The sequence below is a fragment of the Nocardiopsis sp. N85 genome, assembly GCF_028882275.1.
GTDB classification, from domain to species: Bacteria; Actinomycetota; Actinomycetes; order Streptosporangiales; family Streptosporangiaceae; genus Nocardiopsis; species Nocardiopsis lambiniae.
In genome coordinates this window covers 173,895-198,816 of sequence record NZ_JARBUT010000009.1, presented here as the reverse complement: position 1 = coordinate 198,816, position 24,922 = coordinate 173,895, and the positions used below count along the sequence as shown (strand labels likewise).

Sequence of the window (24,922 nt, the reverse complement as noted above, 5' to 3'; positions counted from 1 at the left end):
GCGAGGATCACAGGTACAGGCCGGTGCCCCGCTGGGGGGCCTCGTTCGCGATCGCGTGCACGTCCCGCTCGCGCAGGATGACGTACCGTTCGCCGTTCAGCTCGACCTCGCCCTGCTCCTCGGGGTCGAAGAGCACCCGGTCCCCGGTCTTGACGTGTCGGGCGCCGGTCCCCGCGCCGACGACCTCGCCCCAGGCGAGCCTGGTCGCCAACTTCACCGTGTCCGGGATGACCAGACCCGCGCTGCTGCGCCGCTCACTCTTGTCCGGGACCGTCTTCACCAACAGGCGGTCGTGGAGCATCTGGATCTCAAGCTTTGATTCGGCCACCACTCCAGGGTATTCGGCTGCGGAGGGGGCTCGTCGCCCGCACCAAGGACCCCGACGGCACCCCATGGCGCAACCCGCACTTCACCTCCGGTACAGTATTTTCATCGCCGACCGGGGTAACCGAGCGGCGCACCAGGGGCTATGGCGCAGTTGGTAGCGCGCCTCCATGGCATGGAGGAGGTCTGGGGTTCGAATCCCCATAGCTCCACGGACTCAGGGCGATCCTGCTCGCAAGCTTCGCTTGCTCGCCGGGTCGTCCTTCGTGTTTCCCGGGGGGAGACCCCCCGAACCCCCCGAGGTGACCCCCTGTGGCGGGTGGCGTGTACCGGTGGGGTGGGTGGGGTCTGGTGCCTCAACGGGACGGCTTCGCTTGTTCGTCGGGGCGTTCTTCGTGTTCACCCGGGGTGAGATCCCCCGAACCCCCCGAGGTGACCCCCTGTGGCTTGGGTCGCGCTGATCGGTGGGGCGGATGGGGCGCTTTCCTGCAACGCGAGGCCGCGCCTCGCGGGTTGTGGTCACGTCCCCCAGGGTCCACGGACTCAGGGCGATCCTGCTCGCAAGCTTCGCTTGTTCGTGGGGGCGTTCTTCGTGTTCACCCGGGGTGAGACCCCCTCGAACTTCCCGAGGTGACCCCCTGTGGTGGGGGCGTGGGTGGGGTCTGGTGCCTCGGCGGGACGGCTTCGCTTGTTCGCGGGGTCGTCTTCGTCGTTCTGTGGGGGAGCCCACCTGGTCGTCGTGGTGTGGCGCGGGTCACGTGGGGTGACTCCTCTTCTTTCCTTTCGGGAATCACATTCTCCGGTGTCGGAGAAACAACGGTGAACATTCCGCGACCGGTTCCGGCCACCGAGGAATGGTGTGGAGTTCGCGATCACCGCCACGGAAAAGGAGAATCCGCAGTTCACGCGGGCATCACCACTTTCGTCGGTAGTGCCACCACCACCCGGGAGGTGGGCGTGGCGGGACGATGGTTCGGGAGTCGGCACCATCGAGCCCTCTGACCCGCGCGTCTAACGTCGGAGCACATGGGAAATCCCTCGATCCGACGGAGGATCATGATCACTGCGGGCCCCCGAACCGCACCGTCCCCCACGCCCCTGCACTACGAGGAGCGAGAGTGGAACGGCCTCCGACTGTTGGCCTATGACGAGACCGGTGACGGGCGTATCGTCGAGGCGCTCGGCGATGTGGCGACCGCCGACCACATCGTCGTCCTCGTTCCGGGAAATGACAATTACCTGGGAAATTACTTCGACCCGAGCAGAGCCACCCGACCCCGGGTCAACGGCGCCACGCTGTTGAGGACCATGGGCGGTATCTCCCGGGGAGAACGGTTCGCCGTCGTGGTCTGGCTCGGCTATGACACCCCGCGCGGTTTCTTCGAAGGCGCCATGCGCGGCCCCGCGCGGGAGGGCGCTCGCGACCTGGTCCGGTTGACCCGCTTCCTGCCCCGTGACGCGCGGATCACCCTCATCGGCCACAGCTACGGCACCGTCGTGTGCGGGCTGGCCCTGGCCGACGCGCGGGTCGACGACTGCATCGCCCTGGGCAGCCCCGGCATGGGCGGTTCCTCCGTCGCCGACCTGCGTTACGGCGGGAACCTGTGGGCCCTCCAGGGCGAGGAGGACTGGATCCGTTTCTTCCCGCGCGGCCGACTGGGCGACATCGGTCACGGCCCCACCCCGTTGCGGCCCGGCTTCGGGGCCGTGCGCGTCGAGACCGGACCCATCTCCGGACACTGCGCCTACTACACCGACGGCAGCGAATCGGTGCGCAACATGGCCCGGATCGCGCTGGGCCGGTACGACGAGGTCACCCTGGTCGACCCCCTGACCCGGATCCCCCTGCCCCGGCCGGCCGTCGTCCTCTCGGAGGAGAGGATCCCCTCGTGATCACCCCGACGGACCCGGTCATCCTCGCCGAAGGGGTGCGCAAGACCTACGCCTCCCGGAGCCGTCCCTCCCTGGACGGTTTCGACCTGACCGTGCTCCCCGGCACGGTGCACGCCCTGCTCGGCCCCAACGGCGCCGGCAAGACCACCGCCGTGCGGGTGATGTCCACCCTGACCCGCTTCGACGAGGGGCGGGTCAGGGTGGCCGGCCACGACGTGGTCGCCGAGAGCCGACGGGTGCGCGAACGCATCGGCCTCACCGGCCAGTACGCCGCCCTCGACGAGGTGCTCAGCGGGCGACGGAACCTGGAGATGTTCGCCCGCCTGCACCATCTGCGCGCCAGGGCGGCCAAGGTCCGGGCCGCCGAACTATTGGAGCGGTTCGGTCTCACCGACGCCGCCGAGCGGCCGGTCCGCCACTATTCCGGCGGCATGCGCCGCCGGCTGGACCTGGCCGCGAGCCTGATCCTGGATCCGAAGGTGCTGTTCCTGGACGAGCCCACCACCGGTCTGGACCCGCGCAGCCGCGCCGAGGTCTGGCGTGCCGTGCGGGACCTGGTCGACCGGGGCACGACCGTGCTCCTCACCACCCAGTACCTGGAGGAGGCGGACCGGTTGGCCGACGCGGTGTCGGTCGTCGAGGCCGGCCGGGTCATCGCCGAGGGCTCGCCCGAGGAACTGAAGAAACGGGTCGGGGGCAGCCGCGTGGAAGTGGTCCTCGCGGACCCCTCCCAGGTCGAGAAGGCCGCGGAGGTCCTGGGGAGGATGTGCGGGTCCCCCCTCGACGTGGACCCCGACACCCAGACGGTGCGCGCCCCCGTGGGCGGCCGTGGAAGTGAACTGGCCAAGGTCGTGCGGGCCTTGGACGAGGCCGGTCTGGAGGTGGAGGACATCGCGCTGCGCAGGCCGAGCCTGGACGAGGTGTTCCTCAGCCTGACCGGGCGCCGGACCGGGGAGGAGACGTGATGACGCGCGTGGGATGGGCGGTGTCCGACACATGGGTGGTGACCCGCCGCTACCTGTCACACCTGGTGTACAAACCCGACGAGCTGATCGGCACCCTGCTCATCCCGGTGCTGGCCGTGCTGTTGTTCGGGTTCGTGTTCGGCGAGACGATGGGCGCCGCCGCCGGGGTCGACGACTACCGCGACTTCCTGATGCCGGGCCTGTTCGCGCTGACGATGGCGTTCGGCATCGGCAACACCACGATCGCCGTGGTCACCGACGCCGGACGCGGTGTCATCGACAGGTTCCGCACCCTGCCGATGTCGCCCTCGGCGCTGTTGGCCGGGCGCAGCCTCTCCGACGTGATCTCCGGCGTGGTCGACCTGGTGGTGCTGGCGGGCATGGGCCTGCTCATCGGATGGCGCTGGCACGAGGGCTGGCTCTCGGCGCTCGCCGCGCTGGGACTGCTGCTGTGGCTGCGGTTGGCCTTCACCTGGATCGGCATCTACCTGGGCCTGGTGGTGCGCAGCCCCGAGTCGGCCATGAAGTTCTTCTCGCTGGTGTTCCCGTTGGCGATGGTCGCGGACACGTTCGTGCCGACCTCGGCCATGCCGGGCTGGCTGGCCCCCATCGCCGAGTGGAACCCGTTGTCGGCGACGGTGATCGCCGCCCGTGACCTGTTCGGTTCTCCCGGTGTCGTCTCCGACTCGTGGGTGGCGCAGAACGCCCTGCTGATGGCGCTGGTGTGGCCGCTGATCCTGTTGTCGGTGTTCGTGCCGCTCGCGGTGCGCCGCTACCGTCGGGCCGCCCGGTAGTCGGCGGGTCGGGAACGCTCGGCGACGGAGGCGGGGAGCGCCGGGCCCTCCGACACCGGGCGCTCCACCTCCTCGCCGCCGGCGCACCGGCGCGGGGACACCGTCACCCGCGACGGGGACCGCTCCAGGACATGCCGCACACCGCCGTGCTCCTGTCGGCGCACGAGCACGTCGACCGGGTCCGTTCCGTTCACGGCCACCTCTTCAGGGGCGGGGCGGCGCCGTGGAATCGCGCACCACCAGGGTGGGGGTGAGGACCTCGTGCCGGTCCCCGGTACGGCCGCCCATGCGCTCCAAGAGGAGTTCGGTGGCCAACGTCCCCATGACCGCGCGGGGTTGGTCCACGCTGCTCAACCGAGGACGGACCACCTCGGCCAGGGACGTGTTGTCGTACCCCACCACGGAGACCCCGGGCGGGGCGTGGTCCAACACCGCGAGCGCGGCCAGGTCGTTGACCGCGAACACCGCGCTCGGACCCGCCGCCACGAGCGCGCCCGCCGCCTTCTCCCGGTCGGTGCCCACCGGCCGGACCAGCACCTCGTCGGCCAACCCCGCCTCGCGCATGGTCTCCCGGTAGCCCTCCTCGCGTGATCGCGACGACGGGCTCCCGCTGCCGGACAGGTGCGCGATCCTCGTGTGGCCCAGCTCGACCAGGTGCCGGACCGCGACTCGCGCCCCCGCGACGTCGTCGTTGGCGACCGTGTCCACACCGGGCGCGAACTCCCTCGGGCGTCCCACCATCACCACCGGCACCCGCCGCGCCGCGTCCGCCAGGGCCCGGGGTCCCACCCACGAGCTGACCACCACGACCCCGTCCACGTTGAGCTGCAACAGGGCGTCCAGCTGGTGTTCCAACCGTTTCCGGTCGCGGCGGCCGTGGGCCAGCAGCACCGTGAACCCCCGGGCGTCGGCGGCCTCCTCCACCCCCGCCACGACCTCCGTGTGGTACGGGTTGGCCAGGTCGGTGAGCAGCACGCCCAGGATCATCGTGCGTCCCTGCACCAGCCCGCGCGCCAGCCGGTTGGAGCGGTAACCGAGCCGGTCGGCGGTGGCCAGGATGCGCGCCCCCGTCGCCTCGCTCACCCCCGGATCACCGCGCAACGCCAGCGACACCAGGGATTTGGACACGCCGGCGGCCTCGGCCACGTCGACGATGGTGGGGCGGCGGGGTCGTGTTCCTGTCACCCGGACATTGTGTCCCGAATCCGGTGTGCTCGCCCGATGCCGCCTGGAACGTTCCAGGTTCGTTTCCCGGACATCCACCGCGTGTCCTTCCCGTGGCTCCGGCCCCTGCCTAACGTCACCGGTGAACGCACATCGCGCCGGCACACCGAACCACGGGAGACATCTTGGAACCGGACATCCCCGCCCTGCGACGACGCCCCGACGCCCTCCTCCTGGACTTCGGCGGGGTCGTCTTCCAGACCCGCAAGCTCCCCGAGGGCCGCGACGCCGTCGCCCTCCACCTGCGGGAGACCCTGCTCCGAGCGGGCCACGACGTGCCGGCCCCCGTCCTGCGCGCCTCCCTGGACGCCGGCCTGGCCGCCCTCAAGGACTGGAAGAACGCGGCCGGTCGCCGCCGCACCCCGCGCGAACTGACCCACCGCGAGATCTGGATCGACTTCATCGCCTCCGACCTGCCCGAACCGGTCCGCGAGACCCTCGCCGGCAGCGCGGGCACCCTGCTCGCCGACATGTCCACCCTGATCTCCGAACACCGGGTCCGACCGGGCGTGCGCGACCTCCTGCACGCCGCACGCGCCCTGGGCGTGCGCACGGGCATCGTCTCCAACGCCCACGCGGGCCGTGCCCACCGCACCCTCCTGCGCGAGGCGGGCCTGGAGGCCCAGATCGACGTGCAGGTCTACTCCGACGAGGTCGGCATCCGCAAACCCCACCCGGAGATGATCGGCCTGGCCGCCCGCGCCCTGGGCACCGTCCCCGAACGCTGCTGGTACGTGGGCGACACCCAGGACCGCGACGTCGTCGCCGGCCGCCGCGCCGGGGTGGCCGCCGCCATCCTCACCCGCCACCACCACACCGACACCCCGCCCTACCCGGTGCGCGAGAGCGCCGACGCGGTCTACGACACCCCCGAAGGGCTCGTCGACCCGCTCTGGCGCAGCGTTCCGGAGGAGGGCGTCCACCACGTGCCCGTCCTGCCGCGCCCCGCCGCGACCGAGGCCGGCGAGGACGCCGACCCCGTCCGGGTCGTCGCCCCGCGCACGGCCGACACGACCCGCCCGCTCGGGCCCCGACCCGAGGGCGGCCCCCTCGACCACCACCCCGGTGCCCCGGGCGCGCTCCTGCTCGACCAGGGCGGCGTCATCGCCCTCTCCACGGCCACCCCCGACGTCCAGCGCGACTTCGCCGCGTCCCTGGCCCGGCGCCTGGACCGGGCCGGCTACGCCAGCACCACCGAGGCGGTCCTGTCCCTGGTGCGCGCCGGCCGCGAACGCTACCGCGCCTGGAAGGCCGAACACGACGAGGACGGGCCGATCCCCGAGATCACCCCCCGCGCGTTCTGGCACGACATGGTCGGCCGCGACCTGCCCGAACGCGCCCGCGCCTTCCTCCACGCCGAGTCCGCGCAGCTCACCCTGGAGTACGCCGACTCCAAGAGCCTGGCCCGCATGCGCTCCGGGGTGCGCGAGGTCCTGGACTTCTGCGCCGAACGGGCGATCCCCGTCGCGATCGTCTCCAACACCGTGTGCGGACGGGCCGTCCGCGAAGAACTCGACCGGTTCGGCATCGCCCACCTCATCGGCGCCCACGTGTACTCCGACGAACTCGGTCACCGCAAGCCCGACCCCACCACCGCCCGTTCCGCCCTCACCGCGCTGGACGTCGACCCCTCCCGGGCCTGGTTCGTCGGCGACAAACCCTGGCGCGACACCGCCGCCGCCCGCCGGGCCGGCGTGGGCACCGCCGTCATCGTGCGCGGCGGCTCCGCCTCCGACGAGCGCATCCACGCCGCACTCACCGGCGACGACCCGCTGGTGCGCCCCGATCACGTCATCGACGAGATCGGCGACCTGCTCGGACTGTGGGCCGCGGAGCCCGCCCCCCTGCTCCCCTGACACCCGCCTCACCCATCCCCCGCCTCCCCCTCCGCCGAAAGGTCGGTGCACCATGTCCGCCACCCCTCGCCCCGTCGACGTCCGCGACACCGCCGGACCGCCCGCGCTCAACTCCGGGCAGAAGCTCATGGTCTTCGTGCTGAGCATGACCCTGTTCGGACTGGCCAACATCCTCACGGAGGTCCTGCCGGAGGTCCGGATCGGCCCGGTCGAGATCTCGGTGTCCTACCTGGCGTTCGTCCCGGTCGTCATGGCCTCGCTGTTCCACCCGCTCTACGCCGCCCTGGGCGCCCCGCTCGGTGAGATCGTCTTCGTCGACCTGCTCATGGGCGACTTCTCCGGCCTCGGCGAACTGGAGGGCTACCTCCAGATGTTCCTGGCCGTGTACATCGGCGGCTGCCTGGTCCGCGACCCGCGCCGACGCGGCCAGCTGTTCCTGGCCGGGGTGACGGTCGTGGTCGTCGACAAGATGCTGTCGGCCATCGTCGACATCGGCAAGGTGATGGTCGGCGTCGAGGACGCCGAGTACGTGCCCGGCCTGCCCGAGTCGATCCTGCTGCTGGAGGGGGTCGGGTTCACCACCGACGTCATCATCAGCGGGGTGCTGTTCGGTGCCCTGCCCGCGATGGTCCTGGCGCCCCGCCTCTACGGGAAGATCGAGCCGCTGCTCGGGCTGGCCCCGCGTGACCCGGCCCGCCCCCACCCGCTGACCGAACGCGGCACCGGCGCCTTCCTGCTGCTGGCCCTGGTGCTGGCGTTCGTGTCGATGATCGCGGCGTTCACCTCCGAGATCTTCGACAACTTCGGGGTGTGGGAGCCCGACTTCATCGATCAGTACGGACAGCGGTTCCTGTGGATCGGGGTGTCCGCCGCGGTCATCGTCCTGGCCGCGCTGGTCATCGCCATCCGGTTCGTCGTCCACTCCCGCCGCGAACGCGCCGCCCAGGAGGACCGATGAACAGCGGGCAGGAGCCGACGTCCGCCATCGAGGTCGACGGTCTGCGCTTCCGCTACCCGGGCGCCGACGTCGAGGCCCTCACCGGCGTCGACCTGCGGATCGAACGCGGGGACATCACCGCCGTCGTCGGCGGCAACGGCTCGGGCAAGACCACCCTGTGCAAGACCTTCAACGGACTCGTCCCGCACTACTGGTCGGGCGACTTCGCCGGCACCGTGCGGGTGTGCGGCGTCGACACCCGCACCACCTCCGTGGCCGACCTGTCCCACCTGGTCGGCTACGTCTACCAGGACTTCGGCAACCAACTGGTGCGGCCGACGGTGCGCGACGAGGTGTCCTTCGCCCCCGTCAACTTCGGGCTGGACGACCACGCCGAACGCACCGAGGAGGCCATGGAACTGCTCGGGGTGGCCCACCTCGCCGACCGGTTCACCTGGCAGCTGTCCGGCGGCCAGCAGCACCTGGTGGCGCTGGCCGGAGTGCTGGCGCTGCGGCCCGAGGTCATCGTCGTGGACGAACCCGTCGCCGAACTCGACCCGGCCCGGGCCGAAGGGATCTACGAGGCGCTCACCGGGCTCAACGCCCGCCTCGGCACCACCATCGTCGTCATCGAGCACCACGCCGAGTTCGTCGCCCGGTACGCCCGCACGGTGCTCCTCATGGCCGACGGTGCGCCGGTGTGGCACCTGCCGGTGCGCGAGGCCCTGGAACGCCACGAGGAGCTCGACCGGCACGGCATCCCGGCACCCCAGATCGCGGGGGCGGTGCGCGCGCTGGTACCGGCGGCACCGGTCCCCCTCACCGTCCCGGAGGCGGCCGAGGCCCTGCGCGGGGTGCCCCTCGGCGGGGCCGCCGAGGCCACCCCCGCCCCGCCGGTGGGGGAGACCGTGGCCGAACTCGTCGGTGTGCACCACGGGTACCGCGAGGTCGGCGGTGGACTCACCCGGGTCCTCCAAGGCGTGGACCTCACCCTGCGCGCGGGCGAACGGGTGGCCCTCGTCGGCGGTAACGGGGCCGGCAAGTCCACCCTGCTGCGGCTGCTCACCGGCCTCAAGGTGCCCCGCGAGGGCACCGTCCGGGTCGAGGGCACCGACACCCGCACCGTACGGCCCGCCGCCCTGGCCGACCGGGTCTGCCACCTGTACCAGCGGCCCGAGCAGATGTTCCTCAAGGACAACGTGCGCGAGGACATCGCCATGTTCCCCCGGGGGCGCGGCGTCCCGGACACCGACGCCCTGGTGGACTCGATCCTGGACCGCATCCGACTGACCGACCTCGCCGACCGCGACGGGCGGCTGCTCTCCGGCGGCCAACAACGCCGGGCCACCCTCGGCATCGGGTTGGGCGTGCGGCCCGCGCTGCTCCTCCTGGACGAACCCACGTCCAGCCTCGACACCGCCAGCCGGGACGCCGTCATCGCCATGCTCGACTCGCTCGCCGAGACCATCCGCTGCACGGTCGTGGCCACCCACGACATGCACCTGGTCGCCGCCTGGGCGCACCGGGTCGTGGTCCTCGACGGCGGTCGCATCGTCGCCGACACCGACCCGGCCGCCCTGTTCGCCGACCCCGACCTCATGGACTCCGTGGGACTGATCCCGCCTCAGATCGTGCGGTTGGGCCTGGAACTCGGAATGGAACCACCACCGCTGTCCGTGGCCGAACTCCTCGACCGCGGTCTCGCCACCACCGGAGGGGGAAGCGATGCCCACCGCTGACCGACGCCGTGAACGCAAGGAGCGCGACACCCTCTCCGTCGAGTGGGTCAAGCTCGAACTCCTGCGCACCGCCTACGCCACCCGGGGCGGCCTGCTCGCGAGCCGGGACCCCCGGTTCGTCATCGGCTGGTACCTGATCTTCGCCGTGGTGCCCTGGTTCACCCACGATCTGACGGTGCTCGCCGGACTGTTCCTCGTGTGCGCGGTCGCCGTGGTCCTCAGCCGGGTGGGACCGCTCATCCTCGGACTGTTCGTGTTCGGGTTCGTGCTGGAGAGCCTGTACGTGCTGTTCGCCGCCTGGTTCTTCGGGGGCGACCTCAGCACGGTGCTGGCGCTGGTGGAGCTGACCCTCAAACTGGCGACGGTCAGCCTGGCGAGCATGGCGGCGTTCGTGTCGCTGGACCCGGAGAAGCTGTCCGACGCGCTGCTGGCCCTGCACGCGCCCGCCATGGTCGCGTTCGGCGTGAGCTACGGGTACCGGATGCTGCCGATGCTCATGGAGGAGTTCCACACCGTCGTCGACGGACACCGGCTGCGGGCGGCGCCGCTGCCCTCGCCGGGGTTCCTGGGATGGCGGGTGGTGGTGCGGACGGGGAGCACGGTGGTGGCGGCGTTCTACCCGCTGATGCTCAACACCGCCAAGCGCACCCGCACCACGGTGGAGGCCCTGGAGACGAAGGGGTTCACGTACGCGGCCGAGCACCCGGCGGGACGGCGGATCCGACTGGCGCACCTGAAGGCGGACCGCTGGGACGCGGTGCTCATCGCCGCGACCGTGCTCCTGGTGGCGGGCTGTTTCACTCTGGGAGAGCTGTACCCGCTCCCGGTCCAGGTCGGCTGACCGGGGGTGTCGGGCGGCGGTGTGGGCCGCCCGACACCCGGCCCGGTCACGGCACCCTCCCGAATCCGATAGACTCGGTCATGTCGACGGGCCACGGCCCGGTCGGCACCCGCAAGGGGCTATGGCGCAGTTGGTAGCGCGCCTCCATGGCATGGAGGAGGTCTGGGGTTCGAATCCCCATAGCTCCACGGACTCAGGGCGATCCTGCTCGCAAGCTTCGCTTGCTCGCCGGGTCGTCCTTCGTGTTTCCCGGGGGGAGACCCCCCGAACCCCCCGAGGTGACCCCCTGTGGCTTGGGTCGCGTGTACCGGTGGGGTGGGTGGGGTCTGGTGCCTCGGCGGGACGGCTTCGCTTGCTCGCGGAGGCGTCCTTCGTGTTCACCCGGGGTGAGACCCCCCGAGGTGACCCCCTGTGGCGGGTGGCGTGTACCGGTGGGGTGGGTGGGGTCTGGTGCCTCGGCGGGACGGCTTCGCTTGTTCGTGGGGCGTTCTTCGTGTTCACCGGGGGAGACCCCCGGAACCTCCTGCGGTGACCCCCTGTGGCTTGGGTCGCGTTGATCGGTGGGGTGGGTGGGGCTTCTGTCTCGGCGGGACGGCTTCGCCGCTCGGCCTTGGTGGGGAGGCCCCTGGAACTTCCCGAGGTGACCCCCGGTGGTCCGGGTCGGGCTGATCGATGGGGTGGCTCTCGTGCAAGGCGAGGCCGCGTCTCGTGGGATGTGGTGACGTGGCCCAGAGCCCGCTCGGCTCGGGGGCGTGGGGTCAGCGGATTTTCCAGGCCTCTTCGAGGGTCCGCTTGGCCCGTTGGGCGTCCCCGCGTTCGGTGCGTGCGATCACCACGGCCAGCAGGGGGCGCAGGAGACGATCGCCTCCGGTCAAGGTCACCCGCTTGACGATGTCCACCCGGCACGAATCCGCGCCGGTCGGGGTCACCGAGCGGCTGCCCTCGGCGATCGCGCCCTCGACGACCCGCCATGTGAACGAGTGCCCCTCGCGCACGTCCGAGACCTCGACCAGGCTCTCCACGACCCTGCCCAGCACGCGGAGGGTCTCCTCCACCCGGGCTCCGTCCCGTACCGGGCCGGGCGGGCTCTGGGTCATCTTCTCCAGGCCGGACCGCCAGGTCGGGTCGTTGTCGTAGACACGGAGGAAGTCCCACACGAACTCCGCGGGAGCGTGCACGGCGACAGAGGATCGTACGGCGATGGGTCTCATCGGAACACCTTTCCCATATGGTTAACCAGTTGACTATATACCGGTTGCGGTAGGATCTCGCTATGGCCGACAGATCCGAGACCCCGCCCGACTTCGCCGATGTCGCCGTCGCCCACTGGGAGCGCGAACGACCGGAACTCGACTTCACCGCGATGGCCCCGCTGGCGCGCTTCGCCCGCCTCTACATCGCCGGTAGCCGTTACGTGGAGGAGGTCTTCGCCGCCCACGGCCTGGACCGGGGCGAGTTCGACGTCCTGGCCGGCCTGCGCCGCACGGGAGCGCCGCACGAGCTGTCGCCCTCCCGGCTGGCGGACATCCTCCTCATCACCCGCGCGGGGATGACCAAGCGCGTCGATCGCCTTGAGGCGCGCGGTCTCGTCACCAGGCGTGTCGCCCCGGGGGACCGTCGCAGTCTCCGCATCCGACTCACACCGGAAGGGCTCGCGCTCATCGACGCCGCCGTCGCCGACCACGCCGAGAACGAGAACCGCCTCCTCGGACTGCTCACCGAGCAGGAGGCGCACGCGTTCGACGCGGTCCTGCGCAAGCTGTTGGCCGCCCTCGAAGAGCGCCCTCCGAAGCCGGTGTGATCGTCCGGCACGGAACGACGGGGGTCCGTCCCGGTGTTTCCGGGTACGTCGACCACGTGCGACCAACGGAGACGGACGTCGACGACCACCTGCGGAGAGCGGCCGACCGGACGCTGACCGAGATGGACGCGATCATCACCGGGATCCTCACCGGGCGGAGCCGACGCCTCTGGGCCGGCACGTTCTGGGGCGGTACCGAGCAGGAGATCATCGGGTACGCCGACATCGCGCAGCCGAGACCGCGCGGGCGTTCCGTGGAATGGTTCGCGGTCGGCCTGGCCTCGCAGAAGAACCGTTACAGCCTCTACGTCAACGTCGCCGACGAGGGCCGTTACCTGTCCCGGATGTACGCCGAGCGGCTCGGCCGGGTGAAGGTCGGTGCCGCCGCCATCGCCTTCGAGGACGTCGACTCGTTCGATCGGGACGCGTTGACGGAGATGCTCCGGCACGTCGATCGCCTGACCCCGCCCTGATCCGGGGCTCAGCGGGTGTCGGCGGCGAGGTGCCGTTCGAGGCTGTCGAGGATGAGGTCGAGGCCGAACGCGAACTCGCCGCCGTAGGTGTAGTCCTTTCCCATGACGTGATCGGCGACCAGCTCCGCCAGGTGCGGATACCTGTCCGGGGGCATCTGCGGTCGGACCCCGCCGACGAACTCGTCGACGCTCTCGTCCGCGTCGAAGGGCAGGTTGAGCTCGGTCAGGACGAAGCCGTACACGTAGGCGTCGATCGCCGAGGACGCGTGCGCCGCCAGCGGGATCGAGAAGCCGTTGTGCCGCAGGCACGCGAGGACCGCCTCGTGATGGGAGAGCAGGGCCGGTCCGGGCGAGCGCGACTCGATGACGCCGAGGGCCCACGGGTGCGTCGCGAGGGCACCGCGGGCCGACGCGGCCCGGTCCGCCATGGCCGGGCGCCACGGTTTGCGCGGCTCGGGGAGTTCGATCCGCGTGAAGATCCAATCCGCGAGACCGTCGAGCAGGGCGTCCTTGCCGGCGAGGTGATGGTAGAGCGACATCGCCTCGACGCCGAGTTCCCTGCCGACGTTGCGCATGCTCACCTGCGCGATACCGCCTCGGTCGGCCACGCGCGCAGCCGCTTCGATGATGCGCTCCTCGTTGAGCGCGGGACGACGGGGCATGCTTCTCCGAGACCATTGACGGGCTTACGGGTGTAAGGCTAGCATTCCCATCAGAGCCTTACACCTGTAAGGCCAGGTCGGGTGCGCAGCGGTCGCTCCTCGACGCGGGCCCCCGATCCCGGGCGGCCCCTTCCGACGGCACCGCCGACCCGCCCGCGCATCAACGAAAGAGGCGCCCATGACCACCACGACGAACCTCGAACCGTCCCCCGTGAACGTGCGGATCAAGATCTCGGCGCTCTGGGTGACCGTGCTCCTGCTCTTCGCCTTCGTCGACATCTTCGGCCTCTACCGGCCCGACGTCCGAGCCGCCATCGAAGCCGGCGAGATCGGCGGATTCGCCGTCGACCAGGTGTTCCTCTTCTCGGCCGTCGCCTACGTGGTCGTCCCGAGCCTCATGGTGTTCTTCGTCCTCGTCCTGCGCCCACGGGTCAACCGGATCGTCAACATCGTGCTGGGCGCCGTGTACGCGCTCACCATCGTCGCCGCCGCGCTCGGGGAATGGGGCTACTACCTTTTCGCCAGTGCCCTGGAGATCGGCCTGCTCGCGGCCATCGTCTACTACGCCTGGACCTGGCCCGAGGAGCCCGCCCGAGGCACCACGCCCGGCCGGGAGGGCGTCCGTCGGACCGAGGTTCCGTAACGCGCCGACGGCCTCCTCGGACCTCACTCCGGGCGGGGCTCCAGGACCACGATCGCGGTGGGGCGTGAGCGGAGGGCCGCGTAGTCGTCGAGTTTCCCGTCCAGCCCCCGCCACAGATCCCACAGGCGGGCCCGTTCGGCTCCGACGGCCTCGCGGGCCCGGACCGGGCGCGGCCCCCCGGGGAGATCGACCTTCGCCTCGGGGTGCTCTCGGAGGTTGAGCCACCAGGCCGGCTCCCCGTCGGCCCAGCCGTTCATCGCCAGCGCGGTGAGGTTCGGCCCGTCCTCCAGGTAGGCGACGATCACGCCGCGCTCCCGGCCGGTGCGCCGCCCGGTGGTGGTCAGGCGCAACGCGCCCCAGCGGGTGTCCTTCGGACGCCAGGTACCGATCCGGCCGCCGGTCACGCGGTACAGGCCGCGGTGGAGGTACCAGAAGGAGCGCACGAACCAGCGCGGTGGGACCTTCACGGACTTCTCGCCCAGGTTCGACATGGCACCGGCCTCTCCGTGGTGACCAGCCGTCACTTCTCGTGCGTGTCGGTCCGGCTCCCCGTCTCGATCGCCTTCAGCCTAGGAAGGCCCGCCTCCGGGCCGCAATCGGCCGGAAGGAGGATCCGACCCCCGTTCCGAAGGAGGAGGCGGGCCTCGCGCTCAGGGGGCGACGGGCGCGGTCTCCTCGGCGGACTCCCTCTGCCGGGGCGGTCCTTCCCTGGGAATCCAGCGCAGCGCGAGCACCCCCAGGGCCAGGCACAGCGCCCCGCCCACGGCGACGGTGACGTGCAGGCCCGTCACGAACGCCTCCCTGGCCCGGTCGGCCGCGGCGGCGGACAACCCCGGTGTTCGGAGCGTCTCGTCGAGGGTGCCCGCCACGTCCGGACCCAACAGCCGGAAGATCAGCGCCGCCAGCGACCCCAACAGGGCGATGCCCAGCGCGTGCCCGAGCTCGTTCCCGGTCTCGGCGAGTGCCGCCGCCGCGCCCGCGCGCCCGCTCGGCGCGGCCGAGACCGCGATGTCGGCCACCAGGCTGAAGGAGATGCCGTAGCCCACGCCCGCGATCATCGTCGCGGCGACGAACGGGCCGACCCCGCCGGTCGCGGTCAGCGTCAGCAGGAGGAGCAGGCCCGCGCCCATGCAGAAGTGCGCCGTGATCAGCGCAGCCCGCGCTCCGATCCGCCGGACCAGCACCGGCGTTCCGACACAGGTCAGCGTCAGCACCGCCGCGCCCGGCAGGGCGAGCAGGGCGGCGATCAGCACCGGCAGCCCGAGCACCGATTGCAGGTGGATCCCGGTCAGGTAGATCGACGCCGCCCACACCACCAGGGTCGACGCGCTGGTGATGATCGCGACGGTGAACACCCGATCGCGGAACAGGCCCACGTCCATCAACGGGTGTTCGAGCGTGCGCTGCCGCCGCACGAACCACACCAGGAGAGCCGTGCCGGCGAGCCCCGCCACCATCGGGCCGACCGCGATCCCGTGCGCGGCGACGTCCTTGACCGCGTACACCGCCAGCAGGAGACCACCGGCGGACAGCGCGACGCTCGCCACGTCGATCCTGCCGGGGCGCCCCGCACGTACCTCGCGCAGCACGATCGGCGCCAAGACCAGGAAACCCACCACGACCGGGACGTTGATCAGGAACACCGACCCCCACGGGAAACGGCTGAGCAGTAGCCCGCCCACGACCGGTCCGATCGCGAAACCGGCCGCGAACGTCGCCGCGAAGATCCCGATCGCCTGGGTCCGCCGGCGCGGATCGGCGAACAGTTCACCGATCACCGCCAACGAGGAGGGCAGCAGCGTCGCGCCTCCGAGCCCCATGAGCACCCGGCATCCGATGAGCGCCTCCGGGGTGGGGGAGAGGGCCGCCCCCACGGATCCCGTGCCGAACACCACCGCCCCGATCATCAGCAGCCGCAGTCGTCCGTACCGGTCGCCCAGGTTGCCGAACGCGATGAGCAGCGAGCCCACCACGAAACTGTAGGAGTCCAGGATCCACAGGGCCTGGTCCGCGCTCGGCGCCAGGTCCGCGATCACCCGGGGCATGGCCAGGTACAGCACCGACGCGTCCATCGCGACCAGGAGCACCGGCCCCAGCACGATCACCAGTCCGAACCACGTCCGGGCGGACGTCCGTTCTCGATTCATGTCCATGGACGCAACGGTGCCGTCGACCCCGCCACCCGAACCAGACACCTGTCATGGGTACACCTCGCAGGGGCAGGCACGCCGCCCCGTCGGCCGTCTACGATCGGTCCCATGAAGCCGGACAGCCTCGGAGCCTTCCTCAAGACCAGGCGGGACCGCGTCACCCCGGAGGACGCGGGCCTGCGCACCTACGGCACGGTCCGGCGCGTCCCGGGTCTGCGCCGTGAGGAACTGGCCCAGCTCGCCGGGGTCAGTGCCGGCTACTACACCCGGCTCGAACAGGACCAGGCCGGCACCGCCTCGGCCCAGGTCCTGGACGCCCTCGCCCGGGTCCTGCGCCTGGACGCCGCCGAGACCGCCCACCTGCGCAACCTCGCCCACCGCCCGGCCGTGCCCCGGATGGTCCGCCCCCGGCCCGAACGGCCGCACGCCCGGGTGCTCACCCTGCTGCGGTCGCTCGGGGAGAGCGTTCCGGCGATCGTGCTGGGCCGCCGGGGGGACATCCTGGCGTGGAACCGCACCGGCCACGCCCTGGTGGCCGAGCACGCCGACTTCGACGCCCCCGGCGATCCGGCCCGACGCCCGTCCGTCCCCCGGATGTTCTTCCTCGATCCCCTCACCCGGGAGCTGTACCGCGACCGGGAGCGGATCGCCCGCGTCCACGTGGCCTATCTGCGGCTCACCTCCGGCCGCCACCCCACCGACGGGCGCCTGGCCGAGCTCATCGGCGAACTGGCCATGCACAGCCCCGAGTTCGCCTCCCTGTGGGCGGAGGGGGACGTCGCGGACTGCGTCACCGGGCCGATGCGCCTGGACCACCCCACCGTCGGCGCGCTCGACATCGACTACCAGATCTGGCTCCAACCGGAGAGCCCCGATCACCGTCTGGAGATCTACACCCCCAACGACCAGCCCTCGGCCGACGCGCTGCGCCTGCTCGCCGCCGAACAGGGGGCTTCGGCACCGGACCGCGCTCGGACCGGGGCGTCGGCCTGACCTCGGAGCACCGAACCGAGGGGGAGCGGGCGCGGTCGCCACGGCGGTGCGGCCGGGGAGGACGCCCCGCTCACCGGGGAGTCCTGCCGCCGACCGGGGTCAGCCGTCGAACCGCTCCCAGTCCACGGGCAGGTCCCGCAGCGGCGCCAGCGCGCCCCGGTGCGAGGCTCCGGCCCACACGTCGTATCGGTCGTCGGAGACGGAGACCGACACCACCAGTCCCGGCGCCGCGTACAGGCGCGTGGGCATCCAGGAGGCCAGGAACGGCCGCAGGGGCACCGGTCGCAAGACCCGGGTCACGGCTTCGGTCTGCTCGACAGGGGTGCTGAAGGTCAGGGCGACGTACTCGGCGCGGACGGCGGCCTCGTAGAGCGCGAACTGCAACAGGAACCCGCTGAGCGGTTCCTCCTCGGGCACCGGTTCCTCGCCGTCCCGCTGGAACCAGACGGTCGGGTCCTCCCCGAAGCCGTCCTCCTCCCGCCGCAGCGTCCAGTGGAACACGCCCTGGTTCTCCCGGCCGATGACGTACGCGTCGTCCTCCTCGTCCTCTCGGGCGGGTCCTTCCGCCGACCGGAGGAAGTTCTGTCCGCCGAGGAGTTCCGGCCTCGTCGCGGCCAGACGGTGGAAGCGGCGCAGGGGCTCGGGCAGGTCCGAGGGCACCTCGGGTCCCGGCCCCGCCTCCGCCGGATACCGGTCGGCGGCGAACTCCTCCAGGGCCCGGACGGGGTCGGTCCCCACCCGGTCCAGCCAGGAGGGTCCGGACGGGTCGGCGACCCCGACGGGGCGCACCCGTTCGAGCAGGGCGCGCTCCAGGGGCTCGTCCAGGCGGAGGCACGGGTCGGCGAGCGACCCGGAGGGCGTCCCACCGCCCCGGGGGCCGCCCGGTGTCGTCCATCGCGCCATGGTGGCGGTGCCGAGGTAGAGGTGTCCGTCGTCGAGGCGGACCGCGATGTGCAGGAGCGGCGGCTCGACGCGCGGGAGGCGCCACGGATCGGTGTCGAAGATCCCGCGCAGCCGGGGGGTGACGGGCACCTCGCCGAGGAGACGGACCTCCCGGTCGCTCCAGACGCCGCTGCGGTCGGGGCCGTCGCCCGAGTCGACCACGACGAGGACGCCGTGTTCGCCGAGGAGGAGTTCGGCGTGGCGGAACGCCGCGCGCTCCACGACTCCGCCCGTCAGGGCGGCCATGCCCGCCGCGTCGATCGCCGTCACCCGGATCCCCCCGCTTTCTTTCGAGGGAACCGTACCGGGCCTTGACGGCGGCCGCGCCCCGGGTCCTGGTCGACACATCGATCGATGAACGAGGAGTTCGAACGATCGGACGGCGGACGACCCGTCGAGCCCCACCTCCGCCGCGCCGGCCGAAGACGGTCGCACGCCCTGCGCGCACGTGTCGGGTCAACCAGGGCGCGCGGGCCGCGACGGCATGGTCGCCTCGTGCATGGAGACGGGCCGGTCCGGGCCCCGTAGGGCCTCGACGAACTCCGCGCACACGCCCGATCCGCCGGGGAGGTCCGGCGGATCGGGCGTGTGGACGACGCACCGACGGTCCCCGCCGGCCGGTACTGTCGATCCGTGGCAGATCTCCCCGACGTTCCGACCCTGCTCGACGCGGCCGTGACCGCCCTCGGCGGCACCCGACGCGAAGGCCAGTCCACCATGGCGACCGCCGTCGCCGACGCCGTCGAAAGACGCGAGCACCTCGTCGTCCAGGCCGGCACCGGCACCGGCAAGTCCCTGGCCTACCTGGTCCCCGCCCTGCGGCACGCGATGGAGAAGGAGACCACCGTCGTGGTCTCCACCGCCACCATCGCGCTCCAGAACCAGCTCATCGACCGTGACCTGCCACGCCTGGCCAAGGCCCTCACGCCCATGCTGCGCCGCGAGCCCACCTTCGCCGTGCTCAAGGGTCGCCGCAACTACCTGTGCCGCAACCGGCTGAACACCGAAGCCGACGACTCCGACGAGACCGAGCTGTTCGACCCCCGGCAGTTGTCCTCGCTGGGCAAACAGGTGGCCCGCCTGCACGAGTGGGCCGACGAGACCATCACCGGCGACCGCGACGAACTCGCCCCCGGCGTCACCGACCTGGCCTGGCGCCAGGTGTCGGTGGCCGCCAACGAGTGCATGGGCGCCCGCATCTGCCCCTTCGGGCAGGAGTGCTTCGCCGAGTTCGCCCGCGAGGCCGCCAAGGGCGTCGACGTGGTCGTCACCAACCACGCCATGCTCTCCATCGACATGACCCAGGGCAACCACATCCTGCCCGAGCACGACACGATCATGATCGACGAGGCCCACGAACTGGTGGACCGGGCCACCTCCGTCGCCACCGGCGCCCTGACGGAGCGCGCGGTGACCGCCGCCGCCAAGCGCGCCTCCCGCCTCATCGAACCGATGGTCTCGGAGCGGTTGAGCGAGGCCGCCGACGGCCTGGCCCTGATGTTCGCCGACGCTCCCGAAGGCCGTATCGACCACATCGACGACGCCCTGGCCGGAGCGGTCGCCGCCGTCCGCGACACCGCCTCCGCCTGCCTCACCGCCATCGGCCCCTCGCCCGGCGAACAGGAGGCCGAGGCCGCCAGCGAACGCCGTCTGGCCCTGGCCGCCCTCACCGAGGTGCACGACACCGCCGTGCGGGTCCTGGAGTCCTTCGAACCGGCGTTGCGCGACCGCACCGACGTCGTGTGGCTCACCAAGGCCCCCGGCCGCCGCCCCACCCTCAGCGTCGCCCCGCTCGCCGTGGGCGGGCTGCTGCGGGAGAAGCTCTTCGGCGACCGCACCGTGGTCCTCACCTCGGCCACCCTGACCCTCGGCGGCTCGTTCGGCTCCCTGGCCCGCCAGTGGGGGCTGGGCCGTGAGGTCGCCCAGGAGGAGGCCGAGCGCGCCGAACGCCCGCCCGCGGCCGAGGGCGACGACGAGGACGGCCCGCATCGCGCCGCCGGCGAACCCCGGTGGCGGGCGCTCGACGTCGGTTCCCCGTTCGACCACGCCCGCAGCGGCATCCTCTACGTCGCCACCCATCTGCCGACCCCCGGCCGGGACGGCCTGGCGCCCGCCTACCTCGACGAGATCGCCGAACTGATCGAGGCCGCCGACGGCCGCGCCCTGGGTCTGTTCTCCTCGATGCGCGCCGCCCAACAGGCCACCGAGGAGTTGCGCGAACGCCTCGATCACCCGTTGCTGTGCCAGGGGGAGGACTCCACGGGGCAGCTCGTCCGCCGCTTCGCCGAGGAGGAGCGCGCCTGCCTGTTCGGCACCCTGTCCCTGTGGCAGGGCGTGGACGTGCCGGGCCCGTCGCTGTCGCTGGTCATCGTGGACCGGATCCCGTTCCCACGGCCCGACGACCCCCTCGCCTCGGCCCGCCAGCGCGCCGTCGCCGCCCACGGCGGCAACGGGTTCCTGTCGGTGGCGGCCACCCACGCCGCCCTGCTGCTGGCCCAGGGCACCGGGCGCCTGCTGCGCTCCACCGACGACCGGGGCGTCATCGCGGTCCTGGACCCGCGCCTGGCCACCGCCCGCTACGGCGGCTTCCTGCGCGCCTCCCTGCCGCCCTACTGGGGCACCACCGATCCGGAGGTGGCCCGGTCGGCGCTGCGCCGACTGTCGGGACGGGCCGCATCGGCGGCCTGACACCCGTCGCGGACACGGGGACGGCCGGGCACCTCTCGGGGGTACCCGGCCGTGATGCCCTCGTACCGGCTCAGCCGCGCGTGCGGTATCCGAAGAGCCGGACCGCGTAACCGGGGGAGTCGTCCTCGGCCTCCTGGATGAACCAGCGGTCGTCGTGCTCCCCCACGAGCAGCTCGTTCCACATCATGTCGATGAGTTTGAGCCGGGAGACCACCGACGCCTCGGGGTCCAGGACGATCGAGTACGCGCGGTCGGTCAACCGCTGGGTCACCATGCCCACGGACTGCCCGTCCCAGATGGCGGGGACGGGGGCGTGGCCGACGTCCACCCCGCACAGCCGCAGCTGTTCGACCTCCTCGTCGAGGGCCTCGGCGGCCAGAGCGCCGTCCAGGCGCAGGGCGTCCTCCAGTTCGTCGCGATCCTCGTCGACCCGCAGGTAGGCGTGGTAGGTGCGACGACCGCAGGCGCGGCATTTGCGCCAGACGACGCACCGGGCCAATCCGTAGGCGGACTGGGCCTCGCCGACGCTCTGGTAGTCGCTCACCTCGCGAATCGTGCCGCATTCGCAGCACAGGGCCGTGAGATCCTGCTTCATCAGAGTCCCCCCTCCCAGGTGAGTATGCGACGGATGAAGGCCGTTAGGGAACCCGTTCGGAGAGGAAGTCGCGGCAAGGAGTCGTCATCAATGCCCAAAATGACCCGGTGACGGGTTTCGGGTGGGCCGGTCCCGGTTCTCCACGTGTCCGGTCTCACCTCCTTCGTCCGGGCGTGTCCCCGTCCATGGGGACGATGGAACGGATCCGAGGGGGGCGGGGAGTGACCTGCGTCTCATTGATCCGGTCGGGGTGCGCGGGAATCGGGTCGCGCCGTGATCAGTCCAGGGACCTGCCCTGTTTGTTGCGGGCGCTCCAATCGCGCATCCGCTGCGGGTAGCCCACGATCTGGACGTCGTACACCGGGATGCCCCGTTTGCCCGCCACCTTGCGGATGACGGCGGGGGAGCCGCAACGGCGTCGGATCCATTCGCCGTCGGTGGCCACCGCCACCGCCGTGGTCTGCGTCGCGAAGGTCTCCGGTTCGACGAAGAACTCCACCCCGACCCGACTCTGGGTGAACTCGATCAGGGCCTTGATGTCACCGTCCTCGGTCTCCCGGTCGAATCGGGCCTTGCCGGTGCGGTTGGCCTTGCGCAAACCGAAGCGGTCTCGCCATCCCATCGGTGCTCTTGTCCCCTAACGGCGTTCTCGCGGGCGGATGACACCGAGTCTATCGGTGGGTGTTTCGCGATGGCAGGCCCTCACCGCCTGCCCTGCACCGGTTTCACGCGTTTTCCGGACAGGCCGATCCACCGACTGCTACTTTCTGTCTCCACTGCACTACAGGGGGAGACAAGATGCCGATGTGGACGTGGGCGGGGGAGACCGCGCGTCGACTCATCAACGCCGGACAGGTCGATTTGGCCGAAGCGGTCACGGGCCTTCCCGAGCTCGCGGAGGCGGGCGACGCCGTCCAGGTGGAAGCGGTCGCCCGTTCGGCCCTGCGCACCGCCCGCCGTCTGGTGGCCGAGGCGGGCACGGCCGAGGCGGAGGTGCCCGGGGTCTTCGGACCCGACACCCTCTTCTACCTGGCCCACTGGCCCCTGGCGGTACGGATCTCGGCCCTGGCCGAGGGCGGCCGGGCGCTGCCCCGCGCCGTGGCCGCGGCCGAGGACGCCCCCGGCCCGCACACCCACGGGCCGCTGCCGGTCTCCGCCCTGGAGACCCTGGTGCGGTGCCACGCCAACATCGACGCCGCCGGCACCACCGACCTGCGCCGCGAGCTGCTCTCCAGCCGCAACCTCGCGGGCTGGGAGCGTACCCCCGCCTGGCCCGCCTTCACCCTGGCCAGGGTGCACCTGCTCATCGACGAGGGCGCGCCCGACCGCGCCGAGGTCGAACTGCGCCGCTACGAGCACACCGCCACCGGAGCGGCCCTGCTCGGTGCCGACGGCGCCTTCACCCTGGTCCGCGCCCTGCGCCACCGCGACGCGCACGCCCAGGCGCTGGAGACGCTCGACCGGATGGAGGCCCAGCTCGCCCTCGACCCGCACAACACGCGCCGGCCCGCCCTGCGCAGGCGGATCCGTTTCGAACGCGCCCGCCTGCTGTCCTGGCTCGCCCGGCTGGGCCAGTGCCCGGCCCGCGACGCCGTCACGCCCCTGCCCACCGTCGAGGAGGCCGAGGCGCACCCGCACCTGCGCCCCGCCTGGGTGGAGGCGGTGGAGAACCTGGTCTGCCAGGGCATCGTCCGCAACGACTGGCGCCTGGGCGTGCGCGTCACCACCTGGTCCCGCTACTTCGAAAGGGTGGGCGCCCCCCGACGCGGTGCCGAACTGGCCCTCGCCGCGGCCCGCCTGGCCGTCGGCCGCGGCGCCCTGTGGGTGGCGGGCTGCTCCGCCCGCCGCGCCGAACGCCTCATCGGCGAACTCGGCCGCACCGAGGAGATCCTCGGCGACCTCGGCGAGGTGCACGCCATGATCGCGGCCATGCCGCCGATCCGGCCGCTCGCCCCGCCCGACCGGATCCTCGACTTCCTGCGCGCCCAGAGCGCCGAGGAGGTCGACCCCGAGAACCAGGCCGAACAGGTCAACGCCGCCCTGGAGCACCGCCCGCACGACACCATGCTGCTCAGCGCCCTGGGTCAGGTCGGCCGCACGCTGATGCTCTCCGACGCAGCCACCGAACCCCAGTGGCGTCACGTCCGCCAACGCCCCGGCGACCAGCGCGCCGCCCTGTCGCTGCTGGAGACCCTCCTGCACGACAACGACACCGCCGGGGTCCGCGACCTGGTCCGCACCCTCGCCGCCGGGGCCCTGCCCGACGCCTCCGCCGACCTCCTCGCCTCCCGGGCCGAACTGGCCCCCCACTCCTGAGCGACGACCCGGGCCGTGCCTCCGCCCGCCACCACCACGATGCCGAACGGCCACACACGTTCGGCGTCGTGTGTTCGACACGTCGACGGCCGTCCGCCGCCGGGCGCACGGGGTCGGGCCGCGCTCCCGTCCGTTCTCACGGTCGGCCGCACCGCCGTCGACGCTCGACCGGTGTCCGCTCCGCTTCCTCTCACGCGGGCGGCGTCCGCCCTACCGGGTCGGGGCCGCCTCGCCCACCGCCAGGGCGCGCCCGGCCGGATAGGCCCTCGCCGCGTCGGGCAGCCGCGCCGGACGGCCGCTGGCCAGCACCCGCACCCGGCCCGCGCGCGCCTCCACCGGGGCCTCTCCGATCCGGCGCAGTGTCTGCGCGGCCACCGCCCCCGCGGCGGTGAACAGCCCCACCCCCGCGGCGGCGCCCTCCCGCCCCAACGCCTCGGTGATCGCCCCGCCCACCAGGTCGTAGTGCGTGCAGCCGAGCACGATCGCCCCCACCCGCGCCGGAGTGCGCTCCGCCGCGTACGAGACCGCCTCGGCGATCCGCCCCGGATCGGCCGACTCCACGGCCTCCGCCAACCCCCTACAGGCCACCGGGGTCACGTCCACACCCCGCGCGAACGTCTCCACCAACCGGCGCTGGTACTCGCTGCGTGTGGTCGCCTCGGTCGACCACACCGCGATCGGGGCGCCCGCGGCCGCCGCCGGTTTGATCGCCGGCACCGTCCCCACCACCGGGACCTCCGGCTCGAACCGCGCCCGCAGCTCCGTCAACCCGTGCACCGACGCGGTGTTGCACGGCACCACCACCGCGTCCACGTCACCCCCGGCCGCCGCCACGGCGGCCTCCGCGCCCGCCAGGGCGCGTTCGATGACCTCGCCCGGGGCGCGCGGCCCCCACGGCATGTGGTCGGGGTCCATGGACAGGAACAGATCGGCGTCCGGTCGGGCCGCGAAGAGCGCCGCGGCGGTGGACAACATGCCGATGCCGGAATCTACGAGAGCGATGCGCACGACCCCCGATCCTATCCGCGCTCTTTCGTGACCCACTCGACACACCGATCGAACGCGCACGTCGTCACCTCTCCTCGC

The 24,922-nt window shown here is 72.1% G+C and carries 24 protein-coding genes and 2 tRNA genes; 15 read left to right on the top strand and 11 right to left on the bottom strand.

Annotation, left to right across the window (positions count from 1 at the left end; genetic code table 11):
- Nucleotides 1-7 precede the first annotated feature (7 nt).
- Nucleotides 8-301 carry a GroES family chaperonin gene (locus tag PWG71_RS15080; protein WP_274810400.1) on the bottom strand — a complete coding sequence of 98 codons (294 nt, stop codon included), beginning with the start codon at nt 299-301 and terminating at the stop codon, nt 8-10.
- 162 nt (nt 302-463) lie between these two features.
- Between PWG71_RS15080 and PWG71_RS15075 the strand changes: the two genes are divergently transcribed.
- From PWG71_RS15075 to PWG71_RS15060, 4 genes are all read left to right on the top strand, one after another.
- A tRNA-Ala gene (locus tag PWG71_RS15075) sits at nt 464-536 on the top strand.
- 844 nt (nt 537-1,380) lie between these two features.
- Nucleotides 1,381-2,217, top strand: a complete 837-nt coding sequence (locus tag PWG71_RS15070; RefSeq protein WP_274810340.1) for an alpha/beta hydrolase — start codon at nt 1,381-1,383, stop codon at nt 2,215-2,217.
- Nucleotides 2,214-3,182 (top strand): ATP-binding cassette domain-containing protein, encoded by a 969-nt coding sequence (locus PWG71_RS15065; RefSeq protein ID WP_274810339.1) that lies wholly within the window; start codon nt 2,214-2,216, stop codon nt 3,180-3,182. The genes PWG71_RS15070 and PWG71_RS15065 overlap by 4 nt, the downstream gene beginning before the upstream one ends.
- Nucleotides 3,182-3,976: an ABC transporter permease gene (locus tag PWG71_RS15060; RefSeq protein ID WP_274810338.1), complete on the top strand. Its 795-nt coding sequence runs from the start codon at nt 3,182-3,184 to the stop codon at nt 3,974-3,976. The genes PWG71_RS15065 and PWG71_RS15060 overlap by 1 nt, the downstream gene beginning before the upstream one ends.
- Here the strand turns inward: PWG71_RS15060 and PWG71_RS15055 are convergent.
- The gene (locus PWG71_RS15055; protein WP_274810337.1) at nt 3,955-4,170 is read right to left on the bottom strand and encodes a hypothetical protein; all 216 of its coding nucleotides are present in this window, start codon (nt 4,168-4,170) and stop codon (nt 3,955-3,957) included. The two genes, PWG71_RS15060 and PWG71_RS15055, sit on opposite strands and share 22 nt — an antisense overlap.
- Before the next feature lie 10 nt (nt 4,171-4,180).
- Nucleotides 4,181-5,161, bottom strand: a complete 981-nt coding sequence (locus PWG71_RS15050) for a LacI family DNA-binding transcriptional regulator (RefSeq protein WP_274810336.1) — start codon at nt 5,159-5,161, stop codon at nt 4,181-4,183.
- 164 nt (nt 5,162-5,325) lie between these two features.
- On the opposite strand from PWG71_RS15050, the gene PWG71_RS15045 reads away from it, so the two are divergent.
- The 5 genes from PWG71_RS15045 to PWG71_RS15025 all read left to right on the top strand — a co-directional run bounded on the left by PWG71_RS15045 (nt 5,326) and on the right by PWG71_RS15025 (nt 10,761).
- Entirely contained in the window at nt 5,326-7,056 is a 1,731-nt protein-coding gene (locus PWG71_RS15045) for an HAD family hydrolase (protein ID WP_274810335.1), read from the top strand.
- A gap of 52 nt (nt 7,057-7,108) precedes the next feature.
- A complete protein-coding gene (locus tag PWG71_RS15040) occupies nt 7,109-8,014 on the top strand; it encodes a cell division protein FtsQ (protein ID WP_274810334.1) in 906 nt (301 codons plus the stop codon).
- Entirely contained in the window at nt 8,011-9,732 is a 1,722-nt protein-coding gene (locus PWG71_RS15035) for an ABC transporter ATP-binding protein (RefSeq protein WP_274810333.1), read from the top strand. The genes PWG71_RS15040 and PWG71_RS15035 overlap by 4 nt, the downstream gene beginning before the upstream one ends.
- Complete coding sequence (locus PWG71_RS15030) at nt 9,719-10,573, top strand: energy-coupling factor transporter transmembrane component T family protein (RefSeq protein ID WP_274810332.1); 855 nt, start codon at nt 9,719-9,721, stop codon at nt 10,571-10,573. The genes PWG71_RS15035 and PWG71_RS15030 overlap by 14 nt, the downstream gene beginning before the upstream one ends.
- Nucleotides 10,574-10,688: 115 nt before the next feature.
- Nucleotides 10,689-10,761 (top strand) — tRNA-Ala (locus tag PWG71_RS15025).
- Nucleotides 10,762-11,331: 570 nt separating this feature from the next.
- Here the strand turns inward: PWG71_RS15025 and PWG71_RS15020 are convergent.
- Complete coding sequence (locus PWG71_RS15020) at nt 11,332-11,784, bottom strand: SRPBCC family protein (protein ID WP_274810331.1); 453 nt, start codon at nt 11,782-11,784, stop codon at nt 11,332-11,334.
- Between the two features lie 62 nt (nt 11,785-11,846).
- Between PWG71_RS15020 and PWG71_RS15015 the strand changes: the two genes are divergently transcribed.
- Nucleotides 11,847-12,374 (top strand): MarR family winged helix-turn-helix transcriptional regulator, encoded by a 528-nt coding sequence (locus PWG71_RS15015; protein WP_274810330.1) that lies wholly within the window; start codon nt 11,847-11,849, stop codon nt 12,372-12,374.
- Between the two features lie 56 nt (nt 12,375-12,430).
- On the top strand, nt 12,431-12,847 hold the full coding sequence (locus PWG71_RS15010) for a hypothetical protein (RefSeq protein WP_274810329.1): 417 nt from the start codon (nt 12,431-12,433) through the stop codon (nt 12,845-12,847).
- Between the two features lie 8 nt (nt 12,848-12,855).
- Here PWG71_RS15010 and PWG71_RS15005 read toward each other — a convergent pair whose 3' ends face one another.
- Nucleotides 12,856-13,509 (bottom strand): TetR/AcrR family transcriptional regulator C-terminal domain-containing protein, encoded by a 654-nt coding sequence (locus tag PWG71_RS15005; protein WP_274810328.1) that lies wholly within the window; start codon nt 13,507-13,509, stop codon nt 12,856-12,858.
- 178 nt (nt 13,510-13,687) lie between these two features.
- On the opposite strand from PWG71_RS15005, the gene PWG71_RS15000 reads away from it, so the two are divergent.
- Nucleotides 13,688-14,152, top strand: a complete 465-nt coding sequence (locus PWG71_RS15000) for a DUF6326 family protein (RefSeq protein WP_274810327.1) — start codon at nt 13,688-13,690, stop codon at nt 14,150-14,152.
- A gap of 23 nt (nt 14,153-14,175) precedes the next feature.
- Here PWG71_RS15000 and PWG71_RS14995 read toward each other — a convergent pair whose 3' ends face one another.
- Nucleotides 14,176-14,643 carry a nitroreductase/quinone reductase family protein gene (locus tag PWG71_RS14995; RefSeq protein ID WP_274810326.1) on the bottom strand — a complete coding sequence of 156 codons (468 nt, stop codon included), beginning with the start codon at nt 14,641-14,643 and terminating at the stop codon, nt 14,176-14,178.
- A 159-nt stretch (nt 14,644-14,802) separates the two neighbouring features.
- A complete protein-coding gene (locus PWG71_RS14990; RefSeq protein WP_274810325.1) occupies nt 14,803-16,305 on the bottom strand; it encodes an MFS transporter in 1,503 nt (500 codons plus the stop codon).
- A 105-nt stretch (nt 16,306-16,410) separates the two neighbouring features.
- On the opposite strand from PWG71_RS14990, the gene PWG71_RS14985 reads away from it, so the two are divergent.
- Nucleotides 16,411-17,295, top strand: a complete 885-nt coding sequence (locus tag PWG71_RS14985) for a helix-turn-helix transcriptional regulator (protein WP_274810324.1) — start codon at nt 16,411-16,413, stop codon at nt 17,293-17,295.
- Nucleotides 17,296-17,394: 99 nt separating this feature from the next.
- On the opposite strand, the gene PWG71_RS14980 is transcribed toward PWG71_RS14985, so the two are convergent.
- Nucleotides 17,395-18,507 carry a hypothetical protein gene (locus PWG71_RS14980; RefSeq protein ID WP_274810323.1) on the bottom strand — a complete coding sequence of 371 codons (1,113 nt, stop codon included), beginning with the start codon at nt 18,505-18,507 and terminating at the stop codon, nt 17,395-17,397.
- 363 nt (nt 18,508-18,870) lie between these two features.
- Here PWG71_RS14980 and PWG71_RS14975 point away from each other — a divergent pair, with 363 nt between their 5' ends.
- Nucleotides 18,871-20,925: an ATP-dependent DNA helicase gene (locus PWG71_RS14975; protein ID WP_274810322.1), complete on the top strand. Its 2,055-nt coding sequence runs from the start codon at nt 18,871-18,873 to the stop codon at nt 20,923-20,925.
- Between the two features lie 70 nt (nt 20,926-20,995).
- On the opposite strand, the gene PWG71_RS14970 is transcribed toward PWG71_RS14975, so the two are convergent.
- Entirely contained in the window at nt 20,996-21,520 is a 525-nt protein-coding gene (locus PWG71_RS14970) for a DUF6315 family protein (protein WP_274810321.1), read from the bottom strand.
- A 277-nt stretch (nt 21,521-21,797) separates the two neighbouring features.
- The gene (locus PWG71_RS14965; protein ID WP_274810320.1) at nt 21,798-22,142 is read right to left on the bottom strand and encodes a hypothetical protein; all 345 of its coding nucleotides are present in this window, start codon (nt 22,140-22,142) and stop codon (nt 21,798-21,800) included.
- A 176-nt stretch (nt 22,143-22,318) separates the two neighbouring features.
- Between PWG71_RS14965 and PWG71_RS14960 the strand changes: the two genes are divergently transcribed.
- A complete protein-coding gene (locus PWG71_RS14960; RefSeq protein WP_274810319.1) occupies nt 22,319-23,836 on the top strand; it encodes a hypothetical protein in 1,518 nt (505 codons plus the stop codon).
- A gap of 210 nt (nt 23,837-24,046) precedes the next feature.
- Here PWG71_RS14960 and PWG71_RS14955 read toward each other — a convergent pair whose 3' ends face one another.
- Entirely contained in the window at nt 24,047-24,844 is a 798-nt protein-coding gene (locus PWG71_RS14955) for a glutamate racemase (protein ID WP_274810318.1), read from the bottom strand.
- Between the last annotated feature and the right edge of the window lie 78 nt (nt 24,845-24,922).

Bases quoted from the DNA above. Each gene is read 5' to 3' on its own strand.
- PWG71_RS15080 (WP_274810400.1), bottom strand. From the start codon at position 301: ATGCTCCACGACCGCCTGTTGGTGAAGACGGTCCCGGACAAGAGTGAG.
- PWG71_RS15070 (WP_274810340.1), top strand. From the start codon at position 1,381: ATGATCACTGCGGGCCCCCGAACCGCACCGTCCCCCACGCCCCTGCAC.
- PWG71_RS15060 (WP_274810338.1), top strand. From the start codon at position 3,182: ATGACGCGCGTGGGATGGGCGGTGTCCGACACATGGGTGGTGACCCGC.
- PWG71_RS15040 (WP_274810334.1), top strand. From the start codon at position 7,109: ATGTCCGCCACCCCTCGCCCCGTCGACGTCCGCGACACCGCCGGACCG.
- PWG71_RS15035 (WP_274810333.1), top strand. From the start codon at position 8,011: ATGAACAGCGGGCAGGAGCCGACGTCCGCCATCGAGGTCGACGGTCTG.
- PWG71_RS15030 (WP_274810332.1), top strand. From the start codon at position 9,719: ATGCCCACCGCTGACCGACGCCGTGAACGCAAGGAGCGCGACACCCTC.
- PWG71_RS15020 (WP_274810331.1), bottom strand. From the start codon at position 11,784: ATGAGACCCATCGCCGTACGATCCTCTGTCGCCGTGCACGCTCCCGCG.
- PWG71_RS15015 (WP_274810330.1), top strand. From the start codon at position 11,847: ATGGCCGACAGATCCGAGACCCCGCCCGACTTCGCCGATGTCGCCGTC.
- PWG71_RS15005 (WP_274810328.1), bottom strand. From the start codon at position 13,509: ATGCCCCGTCGTCCCGCGCTCAACGAGGAGCGCATCATCGAAGCGGCT.
- PWG71_RS15000 (WP_274810327.1), top strand. From the start codon at position 13,688: ATGACCACCACGACGAACCTCGAACCGTCCCCCGTGAACGTGCGGATC.
- PWG71_RS14995 (WP_274810326.1), bottom strand. From the start codon at position 14,643: ATGTCGAACCTGGGCGAGAAGTCCGTGAAGGTCCCACCGCGCTGGTTC.
- PWG71_RS14990 (WP_274810325.1), bottom strand. From the start codon at position 16,305: ATGGACATGAATCGAGAACGGACGTCCGCCCGGACGTGGTTCGGACTG.
- PWG71_RS14985 (WP_274810324.1), top strand. From the start codon at position 16,411: ATGAAGCCGGACAGCCTCGGAGCCTTCCTCAAGACCAGGCGGGACCGC.
- PWG71_RS14970 (WP_274810321.1), bottom strand. From the start codon at position 21,520: ATGAAGCAGGATCTCACGGCCCTGTGCTGCGAATGCGGCACGATTCGC.
- PWG71_RS14965 (WP_274810320.1), bottom strand. From the start codon at position 22,142: ATGGGATGGCGAGACCGCTTCGGTTTGCGCAAGGCCAACCGCACCGGC.
- PWG71_RS14960 (WP_274810319.1), top strand. From the start codon at position 22,319: ATGCCGATGTGGACGTGGGCGGGGGAGACCGCGCGTCGACTCATCAAC.